Origin of the sequence: Flavobacterium defluvii (genome assembly GCF_900129555.1) — a bacterium.
In the GTDB taxonomy this organism is placed as follows: domain Bacteria; phylum Bacteroidota; class Bacteroidia; order Flavobacteriales; family Flavobacteriaceae; genus Flavobacterium; species Flavobacterium defluvii.
The window spans coordinates 1-25,384 of the sequence record NZ_FQWC01000008.1; the positions used below are offsets into that span (position 1 = coordinate 1).

Sequence of the window (25,384 nt, forward strand, 5' to 3'; positions counted from 1 at the left end):
TGAGTTACGCAAAAGTACAATTTAAAGTCATTTTACACAATTTATCACTAAATAAAACTAAAAAAATTTGTTTTACAACACAGAATCTTTTCTTTGGACGCCGGAGCGGAAAGAAAAGAAGCCCGCAACACAGTATAAGGGATAGGGAATCCCTTGTGAAAGCTTCATGCATCGCTTAGGGTAAAACGGCGCTCTGTGCCTTTTTGGCATCAGGGATGCACCGCCAAAACGCAAAAAGGCACCCGACCGGAGGAAGGGAGCCCTTTTTGCCGCCCGCATCTGCGGGTCATCACACCTTAAGTGGATTGGACTGGAAGTTCTTGAGGTTCAGGAAGAATCCCCTGTTTTCGGTCATCCCGAAACGGAACAGATTCCAAAGGAGAGAGCATCCCAACTGCGCAAGGGAGGAATTGATGAACAGATCCTGCTTTTCAAGGCTTTCGGCAAGCGAACAGCTTGGTGTGCCGTCAAGCGCTTCGGAGATTTTGAGCAGTTCCCCGAATTCGTCGGTCACAAAGGGCAGGACAGGGACGGTCTGATAGATTTGGGAATCGGGCTGTCTGATTTCCGAAATGGTGGAAAGCACTACCTGACCTGTATGCTGGCTGTTGCCGAAATCCAACCAGTATTTTGGAGTGTCCCTCTGCGGAATGTTTCGTTGAAGCGAGGCGAGGATTTCCGCAACCTTGAAGCGGGACTGCACGCTGTCCGTGCAGGTAATGTACAAATTTGCCCGCGCATTTTTTGGCAGCCTTCCAAGCGCATCCTTTTCAAATTTAACGCTTTCGGCTTTCCAGTCCGTACCCATGAAGCGGTTGGCACGGTTGATAAGGGCAGCGGATTTATACAGTCCTGTTTCGCAGGGTGCGAAGCGCTGTCTCCCGATATTGGCGTCGCTTATCAGGTCGTCATCCCAAAGACGGACACAAAGACCTGCATGACCGAGCGACACTAGGCTGTGGTTCATTTCCATAAGGGCGGTGAGCACTTTCGAGCCTGTACCACCTGCGCCTATAAGGTTTACGGTCAGCGGGTTTGTGGGGCTGATGAGATAGGGGTCGGCAAAATGCATTTTTGTTTTAACGGTTTTCATGACAATAGGCTTTTAAGTGTTCTGCTGTTTTTTTTCAGTACTTCGGTGGGGAAAGGTCTTCCTGATTCAATCAGGTCTTTCCACAGGCTTACGCAGCTGCCTTTTACGGGACTGCTGCTGCCTATAAGGTGGCTGAAGTAGCTGTTGAAGAAATAATCCTCCCAAGCGCCTGTAAATTCTTCAAGCGAGGCGGATGTTTTGATGCTGACGCTGACCGACCCCATGCACACCCTGCCGTCCTCGTAGATGTTCAGCAGAGGTGCATGGCATAGCGGTGTCTTCTCTGTAGGTCTTCTGTTTCCGACAACCGCAAAGACCCTGAGGCTGTTTCTTGTCGCCTTCCATATCATGGCGGGCAGGCAAGCCCTGCCGTCTGCAATGCCGAGGCTTTCTATGAAATGCAGGGTTCTTTGTTGGGGTTTGGTGTACCAAAGCACAGAGCCCCTGTCAAGGCTTGGAATGATGTGCAGTATGTTTGCGGGCAGGATGCCTTCGGATTTAAGAAAGGCGGTCTGATTCTGCTTTTCAGATACCAGTGCCTTGGCTAACGCCTGCGCCTCACGCTCGGTCAGCGGGTGTGCATTGACTGGCGTTCCGTCCCCGTCCATATCGTAATGCTCCACATATACCGCCCTTTCCGCAGATTGGCTCTGATAGAATACAAGTGCGGAGGTGGGATGGTAAAGCACGCCCAACTGGCTGGTAATGTCTTTTGTCTTATTCATCGTCGTCTGATTTATAGTCATACAGCAGTTCGCACAGGTCGTCCAAAAGGGAAAAGAACCTGCGTTCGAAATCCAGGCTTTGGTGCATGTCGGCATTATCGTCGAATCTTTTGAAGATGGTCGGCTCGTGCATCTGGCTGTATTCGTTGAACTCATTGTTGATGCTCTGTTCAAGGGTTTCATAGAGCCATCCTTTGGTGTGCGAAATAAAGGAAATGTATTTGTGCATCGGGATGCTTTCGCTTTCTTCGTCGTTCTGCCCGTCCTCAGAGCAGGCGGGTGCGTTTCGGAAAATTCGTTCGTTTGGATAGTCGCTGAACAGCCTGTGCGCTTTTTGTGCAGCCGAAAGGCATTCCTTGTCGAATGCATCACGGCATTTGAAGGCGAGCAGGCGGTGTTCAAAAAACGTCAGGTTGAGGGGATTGTATATCTTTTTTTCTATATAGTCCCCTATAAGCTCCGCCTTGTCAAATTCAGAAACTAGACGTTCGGTCTGCTCGCCTTCGTCGTCCTGCTCCGTCCATTCCCTATGCATTTCATACATCCAGTACAGGTAGCTGTCCTGCTGTCTGTAGTAGGGGACGTCGGTGATATGGTAGAGGTAGGAAAACACGCTATAAAGCAGTTTTGCATTTTTTGTGTACCACGCATCGTGGCTCATCCAATACAGCGGTTCGACGGGTATGTAATACAGGGTCGTGCCTGTATCGTGGGTCTCCTCACTGACAAGATAGGTTTTCGTACCGTCCTGCATCAGACTGATTTGGGGGCAATCCGCGTACTGCTTTTTCAGCATTCGCTCCGCATCCCACATGGACAGCGCTAAGTTGTAAGGGTATCCAAAGCAGTCGGCCTGCATGGGAGTGATGCCGTAGTGAGCCGTCAGAAGCGAAAGGGATTTGTAGAACTGCGGCTGCATTTTGCTGAGTTTCCTGCGGGGCTGTACAGTTTTGGTTTGCTCCAGTTTGGGCAGGAATGTAACTCTCAGAAAATTATCGGAAGCATTCCGACAGGGACTGATTTTGCTCTGTCTTTCTGAATTTCCCCTGCGTCTTTGGGTCTGTGCATCCAAGCCATGAAATTTCCCAGCTGGTCGTGCAGCTGTCTTTGTCTTTTCCGTGGAAGGCTTATTGTACCTGCTATCGTTTTTTTCTGCATGGTTCATTGCTTTTAAATTTGGTTATCCTTTTGTTCCCATTACGGTTTCGAATCTGTATTCCACCGCATCGTCCCTGATGACTGGCGCTGAAATTGTGGAGGTCGTCAGGATGGGGTAGGTCGGGGCGTAGAAATTCAGCACCGCCTCGACGCTCCATCTAGGTTCGGGGTCGCTCAGCCTTATCTGCTGACCCTTTTCAATGATTATGAAAACCCGTTGTAGGTGTGTTGCTAGTAACATATCGCTGTATTTTAATATTCATATTCCTCTTGGTCTTCTTCTTCCTCTTCATATTCCTGCTCCTCAAAGGACATTTCCTCATCGGGCTGAATCTCGGCATGTTCGGGATAGAGCGCCTCTTTGGGCGATTCGGGCTTTTCCTGCTCTGAACCGAAAAGGCTGGGAGCGGAGAACCTGTCCGACAGGGAGGTTCTCTTTCTGCGTATCTCGTCGGCTTTGTCGGGAAACTCCGCCACTTCGGGAACTTTCATCCATGCCTCACGGAATCTGCCCTGTTTTTCCAGTTCCTCCGCCTTTGCCATTGCGTCGCTGAATCTTTTGTCCTTGGCTTCATGCTGTTTCCTCTGCGTGTCGGCTTTTTCTTTTTCCTTTGCCGACTGCATTTTTGCTATCTCCAACTGCTTCATGAAAGTTTCCATGTCTGCCATCAGTCCCGATGCGCTCTGCATCGGGGCGGTAATGGTCTGAAAGAATCCGTTGTCGAGTTCCTCTGCAGTTCCCCTCAGGTTGAGCGGGGGTATGATGTTTTTGGCATTGTCCCCGCAGGCTTCATTTTTAAGCATGACCGATACGACAAGGATGCCCTCGGTCGATTTTGCGATGGTCAGGTGCAGATCCCCTGCAATGTCCATCTGTGTTATCTGATTGAAAAAATTGCTGTTCATAGCTGTAGATTTTAATGTCTGTCTTTTATCGGCTGGACATACTGAGAAGCTGTAAGTCGCCCGCTTTGCAGGCAGTCGCCCGTCTTTTTTTAATTCAGCATCAGCGCCTTATTGCCGTCCACGGCAAAAGAGGTGCATAGTTCGAAGGCTTTCTGCGATTTCAGCTGTGCCGTTCCTCCCATCACGATGGACTGAAGTTTGGCTTCATCGTCCTTGTAGGTGCGCACGTTCTGATAATATCCCGTCACGGCATTGTAAGCGCCGTAGAGCGTGCCTTTTGTGGTTTCCATCTGCTGGGTGTCGCTTGCCATGGCATAGGCAAAAGCATCTTCCACCGTGTTTCTGAAAATGGCAGACACGGCATCATGTGCGCCAGTTTTAAGCATTTCCAGAGTTTCCCTGTTTGGGCATAATGCCAACTGAATCAATTTCTTGACCTCGGCATCCGTAACTTTTACTTTAGCCCAATTGTTGAAGATGTCCTCCAACTGACTGCTCAGCGTGTTTGCCAGTCCCATGACCTTGTGCGCATCATCAAGGCGCTGTTTTGCTCCCGAAGTATGTCGGATGCGCACCACGTTGCTCATGTTGCGGAGCGAGGCGTTAAGGGTGTTTTGGCATACGATTCGGATGGGAGTGAAGGCTGCTGTAATGCTTCCGCTTCCATCGTGGGAGGTGGTCAGGAAAATATACTTTTCAGTCACATCATCTCCGCTGCCGACCCTGATGTAGTCGGGAAGCTTGGCTGTAATGAAGATACGTTCCCCGTTTCCCAAAGCCCCTGCGGTTTCATACAGGATGCCTTCGCTGCCGCCGACTATGGCGTCAAAAAAGCTGAACGCCTCACGGTTCTGTACTATATGGTAGTCTTTGCCGACTACACCCAAAACCGTATTGCTGTCGGTCCGGATGGTGGAGAAATAATCGGGAACATGCAGTTCTGCACCTGACACCGCAGTACCGTCCTGCATTTCGTCTTTTGGCAAGGCTTTGGCGTATAAAGGGGTTTTGGCGACCTCGTAATCCAATTGCGCATGCCTGATAGCTTCTGCACTTGTAGGATAGTCCTGCACCGTCTGCCCGAGATTGTGCCACGCTTTCTCCTTTACGCTGAAAAATGAATAATTTCCTGTGATGCTGTTGTAATTGATATTGTGTGCCATGATTAATATGTTTAAATGTTTATAGCTAAATAATAATGCCTTTGCAAGCCTTAAAACGGCAGGTCTTCCTCAGGCTCCTGCACAACAGGTATACTGCTTTTGGTTTTCGTTGCTGTAACTTCGCCCTGTGCCTTTTTTACGCCTCCGTGCAGTTTAATCTGCGAGGTATTGAAGTTCAGCCCTGCGTGCAGTTCTCCGTCGCTTCCTTTCCACGCTCTTGCGCTTACCCTGCCAGAGAGTTCCACAAGCGTGCCTTTGGTCAGGATGTCCGCAACCTTCGGGCTAATCCAGTAGGCACAGTCAAAGTAGGTGGTCTGTTCCACTCTTTCGCCCTCCTTGCTTCTGTAGCTCTCGTTGGTTGCTATTGAAAAATTCACGACCTGTCTGTTTCCTGACAAGGTGCGCACCTCTGCGTCTTTTGTTACTCTTCCGATGATGTTCATGATTTCTAATTTTTAAGGATTATTTTTTTTAAATTTTATTTATTCGGCAATGACGAGGTGGAGCTGTTTTGTTTCATTTTCCGCTTTCAATATTTTATTTCTCATTGCTGACATTTTTTTTATTCGTTTAAAGAGCCGGTGTATGCTATGTTTTGTTTCATGAGCAAAAAAAGGTTAGTGTTTAGCAGGAGCAAGGCTTTGATGGAAAATACTACCCGAATGGGTGGAGATTTTATAGCAAATCCGCAGGACTCGGCCTTGCTGCTGGGTTAAGAACACGTAGGTACCTTTGCTCCTGAAATAAGACAGAAGCATACGGGCTTTTTGATAAAACTTGATCGGGAAGCCATGAGGATTAATTGTTGCAGGGGGAACTTAAGGCGGTTTAATGTTATAATTAAATTATGTGCGGTATCGTTTTGTAAAACAGGTATTTATACTTGGTGTAAAAGGTCAATTATTTCTAAATTTATATCCATTAATAAAGGCAGGGAAAAAAGTTTTTGATGCGGCTTTTATTGGCCTGCTCCGTGATGAAAAACATGGTGATCTTTACGCAACGGTGATTCTGAAGGAACTAAGCATTGAACTGTTTTGTACTGATGGTTACCTTTTTTATGTACAGATTCGGTTTTTATTTGAAAGTATAGTTCTTTTTTAAACCATATTTATAATCTTCAGCTATGATCGTAAAAATACCTTGTAAGTTATGGACCTTGATTCTCTCCACGCTTATCTGCGCAGGAGTTTGTGCACAAGACAAGTTTGAAAAACTGTCTGATACGCAATTTAAAGCAATTGTCAACCAGGAATTTGGAACCTTGATGGCTTCACAGTCCAGAAGCGATATTGGGAATTTTGCAGGTCTGGATATAAAGGAGGCCGAAGCATCTTTTGCGGGAAGTATAGTTTTTAAAAATGCTGCTATTCTGGGGATTAAACTTGATGGAGGATCTGCCGATGGGATTCTTCCCATTTTTACAAGTACCGAACTCAATTCAAAAATCGGTCTGCAATTACAGTACAGCTTTCTGGTTAGGAGGAAAGAACTTAAATACGAAAGTTTATCCTTTGAAGATGTCGAAATGAAAAAGAAGGAACTTCTGAGGCAGTTTAAGTTGGATTCGCTTTTAGCGGAACGCAAAGTCGAACTGGTGGAACAGCAGGTTGCGGAGGCAAAGAAGAAAATATTAGCAGCTGATAGTTTGATAAATCTCTATCGTAGTGAACATTATATTAACCTTCAGAATGCACTACTGCGGCAAGCTACGGGAAAACGTGATTCATTAAGTGGCGAGTTGGAAAATGCCAGGTCTGAAAAAGAGAAAAATCAACTGATGCAAATGTTGTATAAACAGGATGCTGTAATAGCCGGCATAAAAACGGATATCAAAACAAAAAGTGAAATAATTAAAATGGAATATGACCGTGATAAAGTGAAAATGGAAATGTCATTTCTTTTAAGTGACTTGCAAGAACTAAAAAAAACGGATAATGATGTTTTTATAAGATTAGGGACCCTGAAAGAACGATATGACATAGAGGCACGACAGCTTGAGAATAATGAAGGAGATAAGAAAATAATTGTGGCAGGTTACAAACTGCAGTGGTTAAGTTTAGGGTACAATGTGAAAAATACGTCTTTCAAATTGTTTAATCCTTTGAATAGCTTTGATGATCAAATATTGAAGGATCATTTTGTTTCGCATGGGCTAGGTCTGACATATTCATTCTATAATCTTTCAGATAAGGAATGGAAGTCCCGTTTTATCTCATTCAGTATTGAGGGAGCTCTAGAGGATAATTTTTCTAGCCTTACTAAAGTAACTATAAATGAAAAAGATAGCTTTAATAACGCCGATGACACGCGATATGGAACTGAGCAGTATATAGCATATACTGGAAGTTATAGGGACAATCTTGAAACGGTGCGGTTGAATTTCGATTATTATCAATTTTTCTTAAAGAATAATTTTGGTGCTATTCACTTATTTCCACAATATGCCATTAAAGAAAAGCTTAAGCCACAGATGAATTTTGGACTCGGTATAGTCTTTAGTTTTAAAGATAAAGATAATACTTCGAGCACCGTCAATGCCGAACTCTATTATAAAAGTACCGATTTGGCAAATGTCTCTGGCTCCGATAAGGAATTCTTTAAGAGAGGAGATCTCGGCATAAGGCTTTCTTTTCCGATAAAGTTTAACACAAAATAATATAGATATGGCTGATCAAGAGGGGTATATTGCAGTTTGTAATGACTGTAGATTTAAGGGAGAAATTACAAGTAAATACAAGGCTTATAAAGACAGACAAGATCACATGAATAAAAAGCCATCGCACCTTGTTCGCGTGAAGATAGTTGAAAACAGGCCTTAAGTTTCCTGCAGATGAATCTGGCTTGAATTTTCTTCTGGTTTGCAATTCTGAATGCACAATGTTTTAAAGTCGATCGTATCTGATATGCAATACAAGCAGCACTAATGATTACTGAATTTTATCAAGGTCTGTTTCGTTTTAGTTTTTCTTCTAATAAAAAGTAAAATCGAATTGATAAGAGGTCTCTGTTCTTGTCAATTGTATTAGGCATTGTTTTTTTTCGGCTTGATCAATTATGTAAGCAAAATATGCAATAGGCAAGTTGGCTTTGTGTTTGTCAATTTCGATTTTTTTAGAATCTGGAGCTGTAACTAAATATTTGTCGAATTGAATCTGGTAATTCGAAAGTTCTGCCATTACATTTAAATTGTTGATAGTCGTTGCAGATAAATTTATATAAAAGTTATTTTTGTACTGGATGTCTACCAAAAAAAGCGTCCATAAGCCAAATTGTTTTTCCGTTAGAAATCCGTCCTGTTGTCCACTCATTTTTTTTCTGCAAAAATAGGAAATAGACGATTCATAAAAAAGTCAAGAAATGGGCGCTAATTTTCAATTGCACGATAAGGAGTGTAGTTTTAATCAGAATAAGTGAATAATTAGATGTAATATTAGGCTATATCCTACGTAGCATCGTTGTGGATTGAATTATTATTTAACTACCGTCAGAATACTTAATGTAAGCTTCAACTTCTTGATGTAGCCGAATTATGTCTGCAATGAATTTGGATGCTGTTGAATTCCGCTTTCCAATCAGGGATCTGGCTATTGAACCCTTCTCACCGCCTGATGCTCCTTGTCCGCTGTAAAGCAGATTCTGTTTTATCTTATTTTTCAAGGGCATTAGTTCATCAGGAACAGGAGCGCGCAATGCGGATCTTATCTCAAGTTCGGATTCAATCAATCTTTCCTTTGCGTTGCCTTTTCCGATGCATAGTTTATAGATTGCTGCGGAACTTTTACCGATAAAATAATGAAAACTTGAATTCATAATTATGTGAAATTATCATAAGACGAAGTTTGAATCCTTATTGAAAAAATCCTCGCACCTTTTTTTTACCATTTTATGGCTGCTGTCACCAAAATAGTATTTTTTTAAGCATTCTATCATAGTACGGTATCCGCTTTTGTCATAAGCAGCAATGGATCTGGCCACAGTTAGATCTATATTTTCGGTTCTGAAAGCAGGACTTCCTCCTCTGTGTAGGGGTGTAGTTTTAAGCACCAGTTCAAAATAACCGAATTTGCCAGTAGGCGCATGAATCAGGTATTCCACTTCGTATTCTTCAGAGTTTTGTTTTGGGATTTTTATGTTCTTTATCCTTTTAAATATGTACTGTGCTTCCTGCTTAAGCGGCGGATTTTTGAAAACATTATCCTCATATGCCCAAATGAAATAATCTAAATCTGAGAAGACAATCTGCGGCAGCGTCTTGCCTGAATGCTTTTTTAAGTTAACTGCTGTAAATACCATAGCTATTTCATTTTTTAAATTAAATTGCTGATTATTGGCGGAATTCTAATGTAAATATACTTTTTAAAAATAACTAAACAGCTATCTCTAATTGATAGACATGTGCTTCCACTTTATGCCAGTGAAAGCCGATTTATATATCATCACATTTAATTAAAATAAATTTCTATCTAGTTTAATTATAATCTAAAATGGATAAGGAGATGGAAAACGAGACAGGTTACAATGAGTCGAAGATTACAACTGAAAAAGCGCTGCAGATGCTTAAATCTGAAGGCTTGGAGGTGACTTTTGAACAGGCGGAGGAAATCTTGTATTTCTTGAGAAAAATTGCTAATATCGCGGTGTTGAAACATTTAAATAAAACAGAATGAGTAAGATAGCAGATTTGTATATCAGGGTAAGCACTGATGAGCAGGCTGAGAAAGGCTTTTCCCAGCGCAATCAGGAAGAGATGCTGAGAAAGTACTGTGGCATCAACAGAATTCAGATACGCAATGTGATTTACGAAGACCATTCCGCAAAAACTTTCAACAGGCCGCAATGGAAAAAATTTCTTGCCGACATCAAAAAGCACAAAAACAAAATAAGTCTGGTTCTTTTTATGAAGTGGGACAGGTTCAGCCGAAACGCGGGCGATGCCTATCAGATGATAAATCAATTAAGGGTTTTGGGAGTCGAACCGCAGGCAATTGAACAGCCGTTAGATTTAAGCGTTCCGGAGAACAAAATGATGCTCGCATTTTATCTCGCTGCGCCCGAGGTCGAAAATGACCGCAGGGCCCTAAATACGTTTCAGGGCCTCAGAAGGGGCAAAAAAGAGGGCAGGCATATGGGAATGGCTCCGTATGGCTATGCTAACAAAGTTACCGAAGATGGAAAAAAGTATATTGCAATTGTACCGGATAAGGCTGCAAACGTTGTTTGGGTATATGAACAGATTGCAAAAAATATTTTCAGTACCGAATCAATATATCAGACAGCCAAAGAAAAGGGCATGGGGATTTCCAAGAACAACATGTGGCTGATTATAAGAAATCCATTATACTGCGGAATGATAGTAGTTCCAAAGTATCGAGATGAGGAAGAAAGGCTTGTAAAGGGGCAGCATGATCCAATAATCAGCCAAGATCTTTTCTATAAAGTTCAGGATATACTGAACAGTAAAGCAAGGACCTACAGACCAAAAATCAAAACAATTGAGAATTTTCCCCTCAGGGGCTTTTTTGTCTGTCCTGAATGCGGACAGAAATTGGGAGGCAGCAAGTGCAGGGGCAGAAGCAGAGACTACTACTATTACCACTGCGATAAAGTATGCAAGTGGAGGGTAAATTCCGAAATGGCCAATAGCGTATTTAGAGGGCATTTAAATAAGTTCAAGCCTTTGGCTGAAGTAAGAAAATTATACAGTGCAGTTCTGCTTGAAGCATACAGGGAACATACAGGATTGGTTATAAATGAGAAAAAGAAATCCCTGGAACAGATTGGGGTTTACGAAAAAAAACTGGCTGTTGCCAGAAACCTCCTGGTTACCGAGAAGATAGATGCCGATGACTATCATTTAATGAAGACAGAATACAATGCTGAGATCAGCAGGCTTGAAAATGAGATTGGAAATGTGGATGAAGACCGAGCCAATATTGAATCTTTAATGAACACAGGACTGCAAAACCTAATAAAGCTCGGCGAGGCCTTTGGTGACGGGTCTTTAGTCGACTCCAGAGAGATAATCGGTTTAATTTTTCCCGAAAATTTCACATTTCAAAACAATAAAATCCAAACCGCTAGGGTCAACGAAATGTTCAAGTGCATCTATCTGGTAAACAATAGATTACGGGCAAAAAAAAACGGGACAAAAGATGATATTTTTCTTTTGTCCCGAGTAGTGACCTCGACAGGATTCAAACCTGTAACCTTCTGAGCCGTAATCAGATGCGCTATTCAGTTGCGCCACGAGGCCTTTTTGTTTCATTAAGCTAATTTTCGTAGCTTTGTTGAACGCTGTTTGCGGGTGCAAATATAGAGATAAATACGAGATAAACAAGCGAAAAATTACAGAAAAATAAAAAAAAATGAAGATTGAAAATTATATACGTGATATTCAGGGTTTTCCTAAAGAAGGAATTTTATTTAAAGATATCACGCCGCTCTTAAATAACGTTGAAGCAAGACAAGAATGCCTGTCTATTTTGGTAAATTCTTTAAAAGGGCAAAAAATTGACAAGGTGGTAGGAGCAGAAAGCCGCGGTTTTTTCTTCGGAATGTTATTGGCACAAGAATTAAAAGCAGGATTTATTCCGGTTAGAAAACCCAAAAAACTACCATACGAAACTATTTCAGCTTCATACGAATTAGAATATGGTACAGACAGGCTTGAAATGCATACAGATGCAATCCAAAAAGGAGACCGCATTTTAATTCATGACGATGTTCTTGCAACGGGTGGAACTGCAAAAGCCGTTTGCGAATTGGTCGAAAAACTAGGAGGCGAAATTGTACAATGCAATTTTTTAATGGAACTTTCTTTTTTAAACGGAAGAGAAAAAATCAAAGAATTTCCGGTTTTTGCTGCGCTGACTTATTAAACAAATACGATTTTATGTTTAACAGCGTACAAAACTAAACCTATTCTCGTTTTTATCTCTAATTTATCAAACAAACTTTCTCTGTAACCATCAATGGTTTTGGGACTTAGGCACATTTCTGATGCGATTTCCTTATAAGTCATTTCTGTACAGGCATGTTTTATAAAAACCAGTTCTTTTTCTTTTAAGTTTATTTTTTTATTGTCGCTGTTAACTTTATTTACAAGCATTCCGGATACTAATTCAGTAAAATAAAATCCTTTTTCCACTACTGATTCTATAGCATCTTTAAAAATCTCCGGAGAAGTATCTTTTAATAAATAACCTTTTGCTCCGTTTGTAATCATTTTAATAATTATTTCTTCGTCGTCATTTACAGAAAGAGCAATTACTTTCAAGTTAGGTCTGTTCTCATTAAGCCATTTCATAGTGCTTAAGCCATCTAAAACGGGCATATTAACATCCAGTAATACTAAATCAATATGGGTATCGGGATTTTCCTGAAGATATGATATAAATACTTTTCCGTTTTCAAATCGCTGGATCACTTCATAATCTCCAAAACTTTTAATTAGAAGTTCTAATGATTGAGAAAAAAGCTGGTGATCGTCGACAATAATAAGTTTACTTTTAATATTCGGTTTCATTGGTTGTTGTTAAAGGGTATTCTAAAGTTACAGTTGTTCCTGATGAATCTGATTCCATAATTAATTGTGCTCCAATTAATTTGGCACGCGATTTCATGTTGGTTAATCCTAATCCGGAATTTGCTTGTTGTGAATTATAGCCAATTCCAAAATCTTTTAATTTCAACTGAAAAAGATCTTCGGTTGTTACAATATCAACTTCATATAAATCGCTGTGTGAGTGTTTTAAACTATTGTGCAAAGCTTCCTGAAAAATGCGGTAAATGAACAAATCGTGCTCCATACTGATTTTTGGAATTTCTCCTTTCAAATTATAGCGATACTGAATTTTTTTAAGCTTTTTTACGCGTTCTAAATCTTGTTTTATAGCTTCTATAAAGTTGCTTTGCAGTAAATTATCTTTGTTAATGATACGCGATAAAATTCTGAGTTCGTCTAGTGCTTTTGCCAGCACATCTTTAAGATCTTTTAATTCTTTTACTTCAATACTTTTGCTGCTTATAGACATATTGAGCTGCATAATTCCAACCGAAATAATCTGACCAATATTATCGTGAAGTTCTTTACTGATTTCAGAAAGTGTCTGGTCTTTAATTTCGATTCGGGTTTTTACTAATTCGGATTGAAAATACATCTCAGATTCCATTTTTTCGACCAGATAATTATTCTTCTTTTTTAAAAAATAAAAGAAAAGAACAAGTACAATGACCAGTAAAGTAAAAAATACAATACCTAATGAAATAACTAATAATTGTATTTCTTTTCGCTCCATAAAAAACCAGTTATATAACAGCCATGTGCTAAAAAATTTAAGATAAACAATACTAAACTAAATACTGATTCGTCTTGTTTGATAAGAAACCAGTTGATAGCCAGCATAAATGGGGTAAAAGGAACATGAAAAACCAATATTCCTAAAACATACCAGAAAAAAACAGATCGTTTAAAATTTAAAATTTTGTCTGAATTAAAAATCTCTACCAAATATAAACAGGATAATATTAAAACCAACACAACTCCTATAGCGAAACTATACGTAAACGAACGATTTGTGTCTTCCTTAAAATAAATGCTGTTTAAAATAAAGGAAATCACAAATAATACTAAAAAGAAAACTGCAGTCATTCTATAATTAATTTTTAGCAGAAGACTTCGCAGCAGCAATATAAAGGCGGAGAAACTAACGAACATATAAAAATTATAGACATAATAATTTAATAAGCCCGTCCAATAAGTGAAATAATATCCGATAAATTCTATTAGAACAGAAAACCAGATTAAAATTACTAAAAATTTAGCTTTCTTACCAGGTAATTTATGCATTGAAATTAATCCGATGCTTCCTGATAATAAAGCTAAATAAATGATATACGATCTTAAAAATTCAAACATAATTTATTAGTATACTAAACTTGGCGGTCTACCGATATTTCCGTAATTCATTGGATCAAGGCTTTGAATATCAGCCGGCATTGATTCCTGAACTAATGCAAAACTTTGAACTTTCGCAGTATTATTTTCGATTTTTGTTCCGGTAGGCACCAAGAATAAAGTTGTTAATCCGGCTTTTTCACCATGTTTTTCGTCATCTGGATAGACACCAAAATAAAAACGTATGCCATCTACGTTGTATCCATCTTGTGCTCCATGGGTTTTAATATAGTGTATATAACTTTCTAATGCTTCTAGCGAATACCAAATAGCATTTGCATCTTCTTTTTTTGCTTTTTTTCCAGTTAATGAAGCAGCTTTTTTAGTATTGTAATTAATATTTAACTGCTTTGCAAACTCTTTAGTTATTAACTGACTTGGTTTTGCGGGTGGATTTTTCATGATTTTGTAAAATTTAATTGGTTAATGGTTTAGTTACATTTTGATTCTTGCAGATTCCAAAATTATTTGAAACATAAAATCGTGTCAAGGGGAAAAATACCCTTTTTTATACAGGTAAAATTATTTAAAAAAACGGGTTAAAGTACTGTTTCATAATAAATTATAATTAAATAATTTTACATCATCAATTTAAGCACTAAATCTGGAATCTGAATATGTTATATAAACTATGTGAAAATCAAGAGCTTGATAAATAATAAAACTTAAATTTTACAGCTCTTAATCTAAAAGCCTCAACGAATTTTAGCAAAAAATAATTCTAAATAGAAAGGCATGAGAACTATTAAATTAGGAGTTAAATCCAATGAAGTTTATTATTTAAACGAACTTCTGGTAAAATTAGGGTACAATGTAGTGGTTTCAGATAATTTTGGAACAGCGACAGACAAGGCAGTCAAAGATTTTCAGTTAAAAAACAATTTGGTTGTAGATGGTGTAGTAGGTTTAAAAAGCTGGACGACACTTTTAGAAAAAACAAAAAATATTGCGTCATCAAATTCAAAACTGCTTTCAGAGCAAAACCTTATAGATTTTGCAAAACAGTTTAATCTTGAACTTGCGGTGGTAAAAGCAGTAAACGAAGTCGAGAGTAACGGAAAAGGATTTTTGGTTGACGGAAGGCCAAAGATTTTATTTGAAGGCCATATTTTTTGGAAAGAATTAAAGAAAAGAAATATTGATCCGAAAAAATATGCGAATAGTTCCAATCAGAATGTTTTGTTTGAAAACTATAATAAAAAATATTATGTAGGTGGAGCAGAGGAATACAATCGTTTAGAAAAAGCGGCTAGTTTAAGTAATGATAAAAATTTTCGTGATGCTGCAAATTCATCGGCATCATGGGGGCTTTTTCAAATTATGGGTTTTAATGCCGTGTCAATTGGTTATACAAACATTGATGAATTTGTAACTAAAATGGGGGAGAATGAAGGCGAACACTTAAAAGCTTTTGGATTATTTCTTAAAAAGAACAATTTAATTCAAACGCTGCGCGACAAAAACTGGGTGAAATTTGCCTTAGGATATAACGGAACAGCTTATAAAACAAATAAATACGACGAAAAATTAAAACGTGCGTATCTAAAATATTCTAAATAATGATTACTACTTAAAATAATCATTATTTATCGGCTAGGTTTTGCGTTAGTATTTTTTGAAATTTTAATTAACCGCAAAATCCGCAAAGGATTACGTAAAGAAAAAAACTTTGATGATGTGGGTCTCAAAGTTTAGAAAGCTTTGTGAAATTCTTTGCGAGTTTTACGGGGAAAAATTAAGTTTTAAAAAAAAGAAACTTAAAAAAATAAACCCGACAGGTTTTAGACTTGTCGGGTTTGTTATTTAATGACTTTAATATTTATCTCAAGCTTGCGCCAAGTTCAGTTTCAAAAGTCTGCTGTAGTTTCGACATGATTTTATCGATTTGAGCATCAGTAAGTGTTTTTGTATTATCCTGGATTGTAAAGCTTAAAGCATAAGATTTTTTACCTGCAGGAAGTTTATCACCCTGATAAACATCAAATAAATTAATGTCTTTTAAAAGTGCTTTTTCAGTTTGTCTTGCCAGATTAAAAATACTTTCATAAGTAGTTTTCTCGTCAATTAGCAAAGCCAAATCTCTACGAACTTCCGGATATTTAGGTATTTCAGTATATTTAATTTTTCCGGTAATGATTTTTAAAATCAAATCCCAGTTAAAATCAGCATAATAAACATCTTGTTTAATTCCGAAATGTTTTAAAATAGATTTTTTTACTACTCCCATTTCTACTAATGTATCATTGTTGTAGCAAATAGAAGTCCCTTCTGAGAAAACATCAGACTGTACAGGAGCATTCGAAATTTTCTCAATTCCTAAACGTGCCAAAACACCTTTTGCATAACCTTTTAATAAAAAGAAATCAGTTCCTTTTTGTGGTGTTGTCCAGCTTTCTTTATTTCTGTTTCCTGAGATTGACAGAGTTAAATGTTTGTGCTCTTCGTAACCGTTAAGATATTTATGATATGATTTACCAAACTCAAATAATTTTAAATCTGAATTTTTTCTGTTAATGTTATACGAAATCGCTTCTAAAGCAGAAAACAACAATGATTGACGCATTGTCGCTAAATCACTGCTTAAAGGATTTAGCATTGTAACATTGTGTTCTTCTTTTAAAACAGTCGATAATTTTGCGTAAGCAGCTGTTGTCAAAGAATTTGCCATCATTTCATGAAAACCTTGCGAGTTTAATTGAGATGCGATAACATTTTGAACTTTATAATCTTCTGTTCTTGGAGAATTGGCTACCGTTGCATTGAATTTTTTAGAAAACTCAATATTGTTATAGCCGTAAACTCTTAGAATTTCTTCAATAACGTCGATTTCGCGCTGTACATCAACACGGTATGCAGGAATTGTTAATCCTAAACCTGTATCAGAAACACTGTTTACTTTAATGTCTAAAGAAACTAATATTTTTTTGATAGTATCTTTTGGGATTTCCTGTCCAATGATTTTCGAAACGTGGCTGAAATTTAATAAAACCGAAAAATCTTCTACTTTTTTAGGATATACTTCCACAACATCAGATGTGATTTTCCCGCCCGCAACTTCCTGAATCAAAATTGCAGCACGTTTTAAAGCATATTCTGTTATAGTTGGATCAATTCCTCTCTCAAATCTAAAAGATGCATCTGTATTTAATTGATGTCTTTTTGCGGTTTTACGAACGCTAACGGCATCAAAATAAGCGCTTTCTAAGAAAATAGAAGTTGTTCCGTCGGTAACTCCGGATTTTTTTCCTCCAAAAACACCTGCAATACATAGAGGTCCTTTTTCGTCGCAAATCATTAAATCCTCAGCATGTAATGTTCTTTCAACATCATCCAGCGTTGTAAATTTAGTACCTTCCGGTAAGGTTTTGACGATTACTTTTCCGGTAATTTTTGCAGCATCAAAGGCATGCAGCGGTTGTCCTAATTCGTGCAAAACGTAATTAGTAACATCGACAATATTATTTTTTGGAGTTAAACCAATTGCTTTCAAACGGTCTTGTAACCATTTTGGAGATTCGTGAACTGTAATTCCGGAAATCGTTACACCACAATATCTTGGTGCTAAAGCTGGTTCTTCAACATTAACATCAATTTTAAGCGTACGCATATCTACTCTAAAGTTGCTTACAGAAGGCGTAATCAATTCTACGTTAACACCTCTTTGAAGCATTCCCGCTCTTAAATCACGCGCAGTACCAAAGTGGCTCATTGCATCGGCACGATTTGGTGTTAAACCAATTTCAAAAACTTCATCATCAGCTATTTGAAAAACTTCCGAAGCTTTAGTTCCCGGAACCAGATTTTCATCCAGAACCATGATTCCGTCATGACTTGATCCAAGACCTAATTCATCTTCGGCGCAAATCATTCCGTGGCTTTCCTGTCCGCGAATTTTACCTTTTTTAATAGTAAACTCAGCGCCTTCTTTATCATATAAAACAGTTCCAATTGTAGCAACCGGAACTTTTTGCCCTGCAGCAACATTTGCAGCTCCGCATACAATTTGTACAGGAGCTTCTAAACCAATATTTACAGTTGTAACTTTTAATCTGTCAGCATCAGGATGTTTTTCGCAGGTAAGTACGTGTCCTACAACAACACCCTCTAATCCGCCTTTAATTGACTGGTATTTCTCAACAACTTCAACCTCAAGGCCTAAGTCTGTCAATAGTTCAGAAGTTTGCTCAGAAGTCCAATCAGTTTTAATGAATTGTTTTAACCAGTTGTAAGATATTTTCATGTTAGTTTTATTCTTTTATCAGGATACAAATATAAGGATTGAGAATTGTAGTAAGAAAGAAATTATTTTGTTTTTTCTCACTAGAAACGTTTCTACGGCTTAAAATACTACGGTTGTAGCTTTTGGGTTTAGTTTCTTAAATCAATTCTTCGATATGTTTTTTAATATTTTCAGAAATCTTTTTGGTAGGAAGATCATTTTCATCATCTCCAAACGGATCTTCGATTTCTTCGGCAATAAGTTCTAAACTGGCCAAAACGTAAAATATAAAAACAACAACTGGTGCAACCAAATATCCTAAACTTACAGAGTAACCAAAAGGAAGCGTCATTGTATAAAAGAAAATAAATTTCTTGATAAATGCACTGTAAGAGTAGGGAATAGGCGTGTTTTTAATGCGTTCGCAGGCACCACAAATATCTGTAAAAGCGGTTAGTTCTTCATTTATGGTAATGAGCTGTTCGCCGGATATTTTTTTAGCATCATATAAATCATTGATTTTATGATACATTATTCGTTTTAACTGATTGGGTTTGTGTTTATGATGATCGATTTCTAAATCAACATCTTCAAAAAGCTGTTTACTTGTATCGGCATCTTTTAAATGTTTGTGCAGAATATCAGCATAGAGCGGAATGTATTTTCTAAAAAAACTTCTGTCGTTTTCGTCTTTTAAAATAGCAGAAAGTTTTATTGCTAAATTTCGGCTGCTATTTACCAGACTTCCCCAAAGTTTACGGCCTTCCCACCATCTATCGTATGCCGTATTGGTTCTAAAAACAAGTAATAATGAAATTACAAAACCAAGCATCCCGTGCATAATTGGAATGTTGTGAATGTAATCATTTTTACTAATTTTAAAATATTCAACTTCAAGATAGCCTACAGTTGCTGAATAGATACCTATAGCAATCATTATAGGAAATAATTTTCTAACAGTATCTGATTTATGAAAATGGAATATAAATGTAAACCAGTCTTTGGTATTATACGAGATCATCTAGGTTTGTTTTAAAACAAATTTAGTTTAAAAATTAATATTTCCAGCTAATTCTTTTAAGGCAATTTCAGATAATTTTGCTTCGTACTGCGCATTGCTGTAACGAACTTTTGCATTTACATAATTCAACTGAGCTGTTCTAAAATCAAGAGTTGTAATAGTTCCAATTCTGAATTTATCTAAGGTAATATCTAAATTTTGTTTTGCAATTGCTTCGTTGTTTTCTTCTAAATCAATTAATTCTAAATTGGTTAAATAGGTTTGAAAAGCAGTGCTCAGCTGCGTATTTAAAATTGAGCTTTGCTGTTCAATCGCAATTTGAGAATTTTCGATTTGAAGTTTGGCTACTTTTTCATTTCTATGCTGATTAAAACCGTCAAAAATGTTCATAGAGGCATTAAAACCATAACTTAAACCTCTTGAAGATGTTTCGCTTGTAAAACCTAAACTTGACTGGCTTTCGGCAAAATTATATCCTGATGTTAATCGTAAAGTTGGGTAACGATCTGCTTTTACCTGTTTAAGTTGTAATTCGGCGATTCGTTTATTGATGATCTGCGATTCTAAAGCAGGATTTTGTTTTTGAGCCAATTCTAATAAATCTGCCAAAACTAATTTATCATCAACCGTAACGACATCGGTTACAGTAAAATCAATTTTAGGATCGCGTGCTAAATATTGATTCAATAAAATTTTAGCATTGGCATAGGATTCTTTTTGTCTTAATAAAGCAACCTGATCTGTATTTAGATCGACCTGTGCATTTAAAACTTCTAATTTGGAAGCTTTACCAATACTGAAACGGTTTTGTGCCAATTCTACTCTTTGTTTAGAAATTACAATTGTAGTATCTAAAGCTGCTAATTGATGCTGCTGTTGAACTAAATCATAATAAGCTGAATTTACCTGGCCAATTTTGACCAAAATAGTTCTTTTTAATTCAGAATCTCCTAATTTTTGAAGCTCTTTTAGCTGATCTAATCTGGCAAACATTTTCATTCCGTCAAAGACAGTCCAGCCTAAACTCACACCATAATTTAAACTGTTGTTTTTGGCATTATTTAATGTAGTAGAAGTTCCATCCTGACGCACCTGAGTTGAATTTGTAACACTGTTATTATCAGTGATAGAAGCTGTTGCAGTTGGCAGCATTCCCGCATTTCCTATAGTAACGTTGGTTTCGCTTATTGCAGAATTATTTTTAGCAATTTTAATCTCAAAATTATTTTCTAAAGCGATTTTCATTGCCTGTTCAATAGTCAAAACTTCCTGTGCATTTGTTTTGATAATGCAGAAGAACAAAACTATTAAAGTGAAGTATATATTTTTAATATTCATCTTATTTATCTTTTGCCGTGAATTCAAGAATTGTTTAATAAAATTCGTGAATTCGTGGCTAATATTATTTACTTTCTTTTTCGTATTCGTCGATACGGTCAAATTCCGGATAATGTTTTCTGGCTTTAGACCACATAAAATAAATTGCCGGAATAACAAAAAGTGTCAAAGCAAGTGAGAAAATAGTTCCTCCAACAATTACAACTCCCATACCAATTCTACTGGTTGACGCAGCACCAAGTGACAATGCAATAGGAAGTGCTCCTAAAGCAATCGCTAAACTGGTCATTAAAATTGGACGTAAACGTGCTTCTGATGCTTCAAGAATGGCTTCCATTTTTGGCTTGCCTTGTTCTCGTAACTGATTGGCAAATTCCACAATCAAGATACCATTTTTCGTAACCAGTCCAATAAGCATTACAGTTCCAATCTGGCTGAAAATGTTCCAGGTTTGATTGAACAGCCAAAGTGAAAATAAAGCTCCGGCAACCGCCATCGGAACAGTTAAAATAATAATAAACGGATCTATAAAACTTTCAAATTGCGCGGCAAGAATCAGGAAGATTAATAATAATGCCAATCCAAAAGCGAAAGAAGTATTAGAACTGCTTTCTACGAAATCTCGTGATTCTCCGCTTAAATCGGTTGTAAAACTTTCGTTTAAAACTTTTGCTTTAATCCTGTCCATTTCCTGAATACCGTCGCTGATACTTTTTCCCGGAGCTAAACCTGCAGAAACTGTAGCCGACATATAACGGTTGTTATGATACAATTGCGGCGGATTACTTTGCTCGGCAACATTTACAACGTTGTCCATTTGAATTAATTGCCCGCTTTTGTTTTTCACAAACATTGAAGTTAAATCTAAAGGTTTCGATCTGTCTTTTTGATCAAACTGACCAATTACCTGATATTGTTTTCCGTTTTTAATGAAATATCCAAAACGCTGTCCGCTTAACGAAAGCTGTAAAGTTTGTGCAATATCGATAATAGAGATTCCTAAACTTTCTGCTTTTGCACGGTCAATACTTACATTGATTTCAGGTTTATTGAATTTAAGGTTAACATCTGTAGTTGAGAAAACATCACTTTTTCCCACTTCATCCATAAAAAAAGGGATTTTTTCTTTTAATTTCTCAAAATTTGGAGCCTGAATAATATATTGAATCGGCAGACCTCCACGTCTGTTTACAGCAATTGTTGGCTGTTGTGTTACAGATGTTTTTGCATTCGGATATTGTTTTGTCCATTTGGTTAATTCGTCTGCAATATCTTTTTGGGATTTTTCTCTTTCATCTACTTCTTTTAATGTAAGTCTTACCAATCCGCTGTTTACAGAGTTTGAGCTGAATCCCGGCGAGGTAATAACCAAACTTACTTTTTTCTCCGGAATCGAATCATCAATTAATTTTGAGATTTCCTGCATAAAACGATCTGTATATTCGTATGAAGATCCTTCTGGAGTTGTCATACGCATGGTTACAGCACTTCTGTCATCATAAGGAGCAGTTTCTTTTGGCAGGATTGTAAAGAATAAATAAATCAATCCAAAACAAACAATCAAAATAGGGAAACTAATCCATTTTCTCTCCATGAATTTCGTTAAAGCTTCTGCATAACTGCTGTTCATTTTTTCGAAAAAAGGCTCGGTTTTAATGTAGAATTTAGATTTTTTCTGTTCGCCGCCTTTCATTAAATAAGCGTTTAGCATTGGCGTTAAAGTCAACGATACAAAAGCAGAAATTAATACGGCGGCACCAATTACAACTCCAAATTCTCTAAAGAGCCTACCTACGAAACCTTCTAAGAAAATTACCGGTAAAAATACCGCAGCCAATGTTACCGAAATCGAAATCACGGCATAGAAAATTTCGTTAGAACCTTTAATTGCAGCTTCAATTGGCGACATTCCTTCTTCGACTTTTTTGAAGATATTTTCGGTAACCACAATTCCGTCATCAACAACTAAACCTGTAGCCAAAACAATCGCCAATAAAGTCAATACGTTGATAGAGAATCCAAAAAGCCACATAATGAAGAAAGTGGCAATAAGCGAAACCGGAATATCAATTAAAGGTCTGAACGCAATTGCCCAGTCTCTAAAGAATAAATAAATAATAATGATTACCAGAATGATCGAAATCCCTAATGTTTCTGCAACTTCAAGAACTGATTTCTTTACGAAAACTGTATTATCAAGGGCAATATTCAGTTTAATATCTTTTGGAAGATCTTTTTTTAGGGCTTCGTATTTTTTGTAGAATTCTTTCGAAATATCTAAATAATTAGCTCCCGGCATTGGCACAATTGCTAAACCAATTAGTGGAAGTCCGGACTGACTTAATTTGGTTTCCAGATTTTCAGGGCCTAATTCTGCACCACCGACATCACTTAAACGAACGATTTTATCTCCATCGGTACGAATAATAATATTGTTAAATTCTTCTGGTTTAGATAAATTACCAATTGTTTTTACGGTCAATTCGGTATTATTTCCCGTTAATTTTCCCGATGGCAATTCGACATTTTGTGCGTTTAAAGCATCTCGAACTTCGGCAACTGTACAGCCATAAGCTGTTAATTTTACAGGGTCAATCCATAAACGCATTGCGTACCGTTTTTGCCCCCAAATCTGAACGGTACTTACGCCGGGAATTGTTTCTAATCGTTGTGAAATAACATTTTCGGCATAATCACTTAATTCTAAAGAACTTCTGGTGTCGCTTTGAACTGTCATCGAAATAATCGCGTCACTATCGGCATCAGCTTTTGAAACAACAGGAGCTGCATCGATATCCTGTGGTAAACTTCTAATAGCTTGCGAAACCTTGTCACGAACGTCGTTTGCGGCTTCTTCTAAATCTTTGTCAAGGTTAAACTCTATGGTAATATTACTGCTTCCCTGATTACTTGAAGAGGTAATGTTTCTAATTCCGTCAATAGCATTTACGGCTTTTTCAAGAGGTTCTGTAATCTGCGATTCAATAATGTCTGCATTGGCTCCGGTATAACTGGTTCTTATGGAAACCTGCGCCGGATCGATAGAAGGGAATTCTCGAACACCTAAAAATGTATAACCAATAAAACCGAATAATATGATTAATAAATTCAGTACAATGGTTAAAACAGGTCTTCTTATACTTGTGGTTGATAAACTCATTTGTGATTTTAGATTTTAGATTGTTGATTTTAGATTTCAGATTTATTACTAAATCTTACGGCTATCTTTAAATCTATATTAAAGCCATTTTAGATCTTAGATTGTTGATTTTAGATTTGTTGTAAATCTTACTGTTATCTTTAAATCTATATTCAAGTCTTTGTGACTTTAGACTTTCGGCTTTATGACTATTTTACTTTAACTTTTATAGGTGCTTCGTTTTTTAATGACATAACACCACTTGTTATTAAAGTATCTCCGGCTTTTAATCCTGATAAAATCAAAATCGAAGCATCTGTTCTTGTTGTTGCATCAACCATAACTTCTTTGGCTTTGCCCATATCTGCAATAAAAACTTTTTTACCATCTTGTACAGGTATGATAGCCTGAGAAGGTACAACTATGGCATCTTTAATTATATTTAAAGGTAGTTTTACATCGGCAAAAGTTCCCGGGAAAAGTTTTCCATCTGTATTATCTGCAATAGCACGAATTTGTAAAGTACGTGTTGCCACTGCTATTTCTGGCTCGATTGCATAAATTTTGGCATTATAAGTTTTGTCAGATCCTGAAACTGTAAAATCAATGGTAGATCCTGATTTTACCTGCGCTGCATATTTTTCAGGAATTGAAAATGTAATTTTTAGTTTTCCGGTATTAACTAATTTAGCGACTACAACTGTTGGTGTAATATATGTTCCCGGTGAAATAGAGCGTAAACCAACTTTTCCTGAAAATGGTGCTTTTACTGAAGTTTTAGAGATTTGTGCTCGAATTAACTGGCTTTGTGCCTGTGCCGAAGCGTAATCTGCTTTTGCAACATCAGCTTCTTCCTGACTTATAGCTTCTTTCTGGAGTAAAAGTTTCGCTCTTCTTTCGTTTTCTGCAGCTAAATTTTCTTTAGTAACAGCCTGCCTTAATTGTGCTTTTAATTCAATATCATTTACTTTAAAAAGTATCTGACCTTTATTCACATAACTTCCTTCATTAAAATAAATTCCTTCTACGATTCCGGAAACTTCACTATGTATTTCAATTTGTTCATTTGCTTCGATAGAACCAGATAAAGATAAATTATTATCAAAAGTCGAAGTTTTTACTACAAGTCCGGTTACTGTTGTTGGTTTGTCTTTGTCGCCAAATTTTTTAGAATCGTCGTTTTTGCTTTTATTGGATATTATTCTGTAGGTAATAAATCCGCCTAAAACGATGATTATTAAGGCGTAGATTAGATGTTTTAATTTCATAAAATTTAGGTGAATATGTTTTTTGGTGTATGTTTTTGCAACTAGCAAATTTAACTTTTTGTATCGAAACCAAAAGACGTTAGCTTTTATTTAACACTTGGTTTATGATAATTTCAAATCAAATTTTTGAAGCTGTAGCCGCAAAAAGTTTGCGGTTAGATATTGGTTTTGAAAAAAGGTTTAAAACGAAACACATTTTTTTTTTTAAACAACAAGTTTTAGTTTTATTTTATTGATAATCATTGCATTGTTGTTGTTGAATTGAATGAAAATAATTCTATATGCATTTTTGATATTTCTGTTTCAACCTCAATGATTGCTAAGTTTATGGATTTTTTTTTCTCTTTTGTCCGATTTTTTTTGCACTTTATCTAATTTATTTGTAACATTACTAT

General features: G+C 37.3%; 24 protein-coding genes and 1 tRNA gene. 5 read left to right on the top strand and 20 right to left on the bottom strand.

Annotation, left to right across the window (positions count from 1 at the left end):
* Positions 1-289 precede the first annotated feature (289 nt).
* The 7 genes from BUC29_RS16220 to BUC29_RS16255 all read right to left on the bottom strand — a co-directional run bounded on the left by BUC29_RS16220 (position 290) and on the right by BUC29_RS16255 (position 5,488).
* On the bottom strand, positions 290-1,093 hold the full coding sequence (locus BUC29_RS16220) for a PRTRC system ThiF family protein (protein WP_073417231.1): 804 nt from the start codon (positions 1,091-1,093) through the stop codon (positions 290-292).
* Positions 1,090-1,818, bottom strand: a complete 729-nt coding sequence (locus tag BUC29_RS16225) for a PRTRC system protein B (RefSeq protein WP_073417454.1) — start codon at positions 1,816-1,818, stop codon at positions 1,090-1,092. The genes BUC29_RS16220 and BUC29_RS16225 overlap by 4 nt, the downstream gene beginning before the upstream one ends.
* Positions 1,811-2,983, bottom strand: a complete 1,173-nt coding sequence (locus BUC29_RS16230; protein ID WP_073417232.1) for a hypothetical protein — start codon at positions 2,981-2,983, stop codon at positions 1,811-1,813. Before BUC29_RS16230 ends, BUC29_RS16225 begins: the two co-directional genes overlap by 8 nt.
* Positions 2,984-2,998: 15 nt before the next feature.
* Complete coding sequence (locus tag BUC29_RS16235) at positions 2,999-3,217, bottom strand: PRTRC system protein C (protein WP_073417233.1); 219 nt, start codon at positions 3,215-3,217, stop codon at positions 2,999-3,001.
* Positions 3,218-3,228: 11 nt separating this feature from the next.
* A complete protein-coding gene (locus tag BUC29_RS21190) occupies positions 3,229-3,882 on the bottom strand; it encodes a PRTRC system protein E (RefSeq protein WP_084538666.1) in 654 nt (217 codons plus the stop codon).
* An 89-nt stretch (positions 3,883-3,971) separates the two neighbouring features.
* Positions 3,972-5,045, bottom strand: a complete 1,074-nt coding sequence (locus BUC29_RS16250; RefSeq protein WP_073417235.1) for a DUF932 domain-containing protein — start codon at positions 5,043-5,045, stop codon at positions 3,972-3,974.
* 50 nt (positions 5,046-5,095) lie between these two features.
* Positions 5,096-5,488: a single-stranded DNA-binding protein gene (locus BUC29_RS16255; protein ID WP_073417236.1), complete on the bottom strand. Its 393-nt coding sequence runs from the start codon at positions 5,486-5,488 to the stop codon at positions 5,096-5,098.
* A 683-nt stretch (positions 5,489-6,171) separates the two neighbouring features.
* Between BUC29_RS16255 and BUC29_RS16265 the strand changes: the two genes are divergently transcribed.
* Positions 6,172-7,704: a synaptonemal complex protein 1 gene (locus BUC29_RS16265; RefSeq protein ID WP_073417238.1), complete on the top strand. Its 1,533-nt coding sequence runs from the start codon at positions 6,172-6,174 to the stop codon at positions 7,702-7,704.
* A 313-nt stretch (positions 7,705-8,017) separates the two neighbouring features.
* Here BUC29_RS16265 and BUC29_RS16270 read toward each other — a convergent pair whose 3' ends face one another.
* The 3 genes from BUC29_RS16270 to BUC29_RS16280 all read right to left on the bottom strand — a co-directional run bounded on the left by BUC29_RS16270 (position 8,018) and on the right by BUC29_RS16280 (position 9,341).
* On the bottom strand, positions 8,018-8,356 hold the full coding sequence (locus BUC29_RS16270; protein WP_073417239.1) for a hypothetical protein: 339 nt from the start codon (positions 8,354-8,356) through the stop codon (positions 8,018-8,020).
* Positions 8,357-8,522: 166 nt separating this feature from the next.
* Positions 8,523-8,858: a hypothetical protein gene (locus BUC29_RS16275; protein ID WP_073417240.1), complete on the bottom strand. Its 336-nt coding sequence runs from the start codon at positions 8,856-8,858 to the stop codon at positions 8,523-8,525.
* A 15-nt stretch (positions 8,859-8,873) separates the two neighbouring features.
* A complete protein-coding gene (locus BUC29_RS16280; RefSeq protein ID WP_073417241.1) occupies positions 8,874-9,341 on the bottom strand; it encodes a hypothetical protein in 468 nt (155 codons plus the stop codon).
* A 203-nt stretch (positions 9,342-9,544) separates the two neighbouring features.
* Between BUC29_RS16280 and BUC29_RS21570 the strand changes: the two genes are divergently transcribed.
* Together BUC29_RS21570 and BUC29_RS16290 are read left to right on the top strand one after the other, a co-directional pair.
* On the top strand, positions 9,545-9,715 hold the full coding sequence (locus tag BUC29_RS21570) for a hypothetical protein (protein ID WP_165765108.1): 171 nt from the start codon (positions 9,545-9,547) through the stop codon (positions 9,713-9,715).
* On the top strand, positions 9,712-11,262 hold the full coding sequence (locus BUC29_RS16290) for a recombinase family protein (protein ID WP_073417243.1): 1,551 nt from the start codon (positions 9,712-9,714) through the stop codon (positions 11,260-11,262). Before BUC29_RS21570 ends, BUC29_RS16290 begins: the two co-directional genes overlap by 4 nt.
* Here BUC29_RS16290 and BUC29_RS16295 read toward each other — a convergent pair.
* Positions 11,228-11,301 (bottom strand) — tRNA-Arg (locus tag BUC29_RS16295). The genes BUC29_RS16290 and BUC29_RS16295 overlap by 35 nt on opposite strands.
* Before the next feature lie 112 nt (positions 11,302-11,413).
* Here BUC29_RS16295 and BUC29_RS16300 point away from each other — a divergent pair.
* On the top strand, positions 11,414-11,926 hold the full coding sequence (locus BUC29_RS16300; RefSeq protein ID WP_073417244.1) for an adenine phosphoribosyltransferase: 513 nt from the start codon (positions 11,414-11,416) through the stop codon (positions 11,924-11,926).
* Here the strand turns inward: BUC29_RS16300 and BUC29_RS16305 are convergent.
* The 4 genes from BUC29_RS16305 to BUC29_RS16320 all read right to left on the bottom strand — a co-directional run bounded on the left by BUC29_RS16305 (position 11,923) and on the right by BUC29_RS16320 (position 14,406).
* Complete coding sequence (locus BUC29_RS16305; protein ID WP_073417245.1) at positions 11,923-12,573, bottom strand: response regulator transcription factor; 651 nt, start codon at positions 12,571-12,573, stop codon at positions 11,923-11,925. The two genes, BUC29_RS16300 and BUC29_RS16305, sit on opposite strands and share 4 nt — an antisense overlap.
* A complete protein-coding gene (locus tag BUC29_RS16310) occupies positions 12,557-13,345 on the bottom strand; it encodes a sensor histidine kinase (protein ID WP_073417246.1) in 789 nt (262 codons plus the stop codon). The genes BUC29_RS16305 and BUC29_RS16310 overlap by 17 nt, the downstream gene beginning before the upstream one ends.
* A complete protein-coding gene (locus BUC29_RS21725) occupies positions 13,318-13,698 on the bottom strand; it encodes a hypothetical protein (RefSeq protein ID WP_244160839.1) in 381 nt (126 codons plus the stop codon). The genes BUC29_RS16310 and BUC29_RS21725 overlap by 28 nt, the downstream gene beginning before the upstream one ends.
* Before the next feature lie 273 nt (positions 13,699-13,971).
* Positions 13,972-14,406: a hypothetical protein gene (locus BUC29_RS16320; protein WP_073417248.1), complete on the bottom strand. Its 435-nt coding sequence runs from the start codon at positions 14,404-14,406 to the stop codon at positions 13,972-13,974.
* A gap of 333 nt (positions 14,407-14,739) precedes the next feature.
* Here BUC29_RS16320 and BUC29_RS16325 point away from each other — a divergent pair, with 333 nt between their 5' ends.
* Positions 14,740-15,564 (top strand): N-acetylmuramidase domain-containing protein, encoded by an 825-nt coding sequence (locus tag BUC29_RS16325; protein ID WP_073417249.1) that lies wholly within the window; start codon positions 14,740-14,742, stop codon positions 15,562-15,564.
* Positions 15,565-15,823: 259 nt separating this feature from the next.
* Here BUC29_RS16325 and pheT read toward each other — a convergent pair whose 3' ends face one another.
* The 5 genes from pheT to BUC29_RS16350 all read right to left on the bottom strand — a co-directional run bounded on the left by pheT (position 15,824) and on the right by BUC29_RS16350 (position 24,989).
* The gene (gene pheT, locus BUC29_RS16330) at positions 15,824-18,244 is read right to left on the bottom strand and encodes a phenylalanine--tRNA ligase subunit beta (RefSeq protein ID WP_073417250.1); all 2,421 of its coding nucleotides are present in this window, start codon (positions 18,242-18,244) and stop codon (positions 15,824-15,826) included.
* A 136-nt stretch (positions 18,245-18,380) separates the two neighbouring features.
* Positions 18,381-19,244 (bottom strand): bestrophin family protein, encoded by an 864-nt coding sequence (locus tag BUC29_RS16335; RefSeq protein WP_073417251.1) that lies wholly within the window; start codon positions 19,242-19,244, stop codon positions 18,381-18,383.
* Between the two features lie 27 nt (positions 19,245-19,271).
* Positions 19,272-20,582, bottom strand: coding sequence for a TolC family protein (locus tag BUC29_RS16340; protein ID WP_073417252.1), 1,311 nt, complete (start codon positions 20,580-20,582; stop codon positions 19,272-19,274).
* Between the two features lie 64 nt (positions 20,583-20,646).
* Positions 20,647-23,742, bottom strand: coding sequence for an efflux RND transporter permease subunit (locus BUC29_RS16345; protein ID WP_073417253.1), 3,096 nt, complete (start codon positions 23,740-23,742; stop codon positions 20,647-20,649).
* Positions 23,743-23,930: 188 nt separating this feature from the next.
* The gene (locus BUC29_RS16350) at positions 23,931-24,989 is read right to left on the bottom strand and encodes an efflux RND transporter periplasmic adaptor subunit (protein ID WP_073417455.1); all 1,059 of its coding nucleotides are present in this window, start codon (positions 24,987-24,989) and stop codon (positions 23,931-23,933) included.
* Positions 24,990-25,384 lie beyond the last annotated feature (395 nt).

Excerpts from the sequence above, each read along its gene's own strand:
- BUC29_RS16220 (WP_073417231.1), bottom strand. The coding sequence starts at position 1,093 with ATGAAAACCGTTAAAACAAAAATGCATTTTGCCGACCCCTATCTCATC.
- BUC29_RS16225 (WP_073417454.1), bottom strand. The coding sequence starts at position 1,818 with ATGAATAAGACAAAAGACATTACCAGCCAGTTGGGCGTGCTTTACCAT.
- BUC29_RS16230 (WP_073417232.1), bottom strand. The coding sequence starts at position 2,983 with ATGAACCATGCAGAAAAAAACGATAGCAGGTACAATAAGCCTTCCACG.
- BUC29_RS16235 (WP_073417233.1), bottom strand. The coding sequence starts at position 3,217 with ATGTTACTAGCAACACACCTACAACGGGTTTTCATAATCATTGAAAAG.
- BUC29_RS21190 (WP_084538666.1), bottom strand. The coding sequence starts at position 3,882 with ATGAACAGCAATTTTTTCAATCAGATAACACAGATGGACATTGCAGGG.
- BUC29_RS16250 (WP_073417235.1), bottom strand. The coding sequence starts at position 5,045 with ATGGCACACAATATCAATTACAACAGCATCACAGGAAATTATTCATTT.
- BUC29_RS16255 (WP_073417236.1), bottom strand. The coding sequence starts at position 5,488 with ATGAACATCATCGGAAGAGTAACAAAAGACGCAGAGGTGCGCACCTTG.
- BUC29_RS16265 (WP_073417238.1), top strand. The coding sequence starts at position 6,172 with ATGATCGTAAAAATACCTTGTAAGTTATGGACCTTGATTCTCTCCACG.
- BUC29_RS16270 (WP_073417239.1), bottom strand. The coding sequence starts at position 8,356 with ATGAGTGGACAACAGGACGGATTTCTAACGGAAAAACAATTTGGCTTA.
- BUC29_RS16275 (WP_073417240.1), bottom strand. The coding sequence starts at position 8,858 with ATGAATTCAAGTTTTCATTATTTTATCGGTAAAAGTTCCGCAGCAATC.
- BUC29_RS16280 (WP_073417241.1), bottom strand. The coding sequence starts at position 9,341 with ATGGTATTTACAGCAGTTAACTTAAAAAAGCATTCAGGCAAGACGCTG.
- BUC29_RS21570 (WP_165765108.1), top strand. The coding sequence starts at position 9,545 with ATGGAAAACGAGACAGGTTACAATGAGTCGAAGATTACAACTGAAAAA.
- BUC29_RS16290 (WP_073417243.1), top strand. The coding sequence starts at position 9,712 with ATGAGTAAGATAGCAGATTTGTATATCAGGGTAAGCACTGATGAGCAG.
- BUC29_RS16300 (WP_073417244.1), top strand. The coding sequence starts at position 11,414 with ATGAAGATTGAAAATTATATACGTGATATTCAGGGTTTTCCTAAAGAA.
- BUC29_RS16305 (WP_073417245.1), bottom strand. The coding sequence starts at position 12,573 with ATGAAACCGAATATTAAAAGTAAACTTATTATTGTCGACGATCACCAG.
- BUC29_RS16310 (WP_073417246.1), bottom strand. The coding sequence starts at position 13,345 with ATGGAGCGAAAAGAAATACAATTATTAGTTATTTCATTAGGTATTGTA.
- BUC29_RS21725 (WP_244160839.1), bottom strand. The coding sequence starts at position 13,698 with ATGACTGCAGTTTTCTTTTTAGTATTATTTGTGATTTCCTTTATTTTA.
- BUC29_RS16320 (WP_073417248.1), bottom strand. The coding sequence starts at position 14,406 with ATGAAAAATCCACCCGCAAAACCAAGTCAGTTAATAACTAAAGAGTTT.
- BUC29_RS16325 (WP_073417249.1), top strand. The coding sequence starts at position 14,740 with ATGAGAACTATTAAATTAGGAGTTAAATCCAATGAAGTTTATTATTTA.
- pheT (WP_073417250.1), bottom strand. The coding sequence starts at position 18,244 with ATGAAAATATCTTACAACTGGTTAAAACAATTCATTAAAACTGATTGG.
- BUC29_RS16335 (WP_073417251.1), bottom strand. The coding sequence starts at position 19,244 with ATGATCTCGTATAATACCAAAGACTGGTTTACATTTATATTCCATTTT.
- BUC29_RS16340 (WP_073417252.1), bottom strand. The coding sequence starts at position 20,582 with ATGAATATTAAAAATATATACTTCACTTTAATAGTTTTGTTCTTCTGC.
- BUC29_RS16345 (WP_073417253.1), bottom strand. The coding sequence starts at position 23,742 with ATGAGTTTATCAACCACAAGTATAAGAAGACCTGTTTTAACCATTGTA.
- BUC29_RS16350 (WP_073417455.1), bottom strand. The coding sequence starts at position 24,989 with ATGAAATTAAAACATCTAATCTACGCCTTAATAATCATCGTTTTAGGC.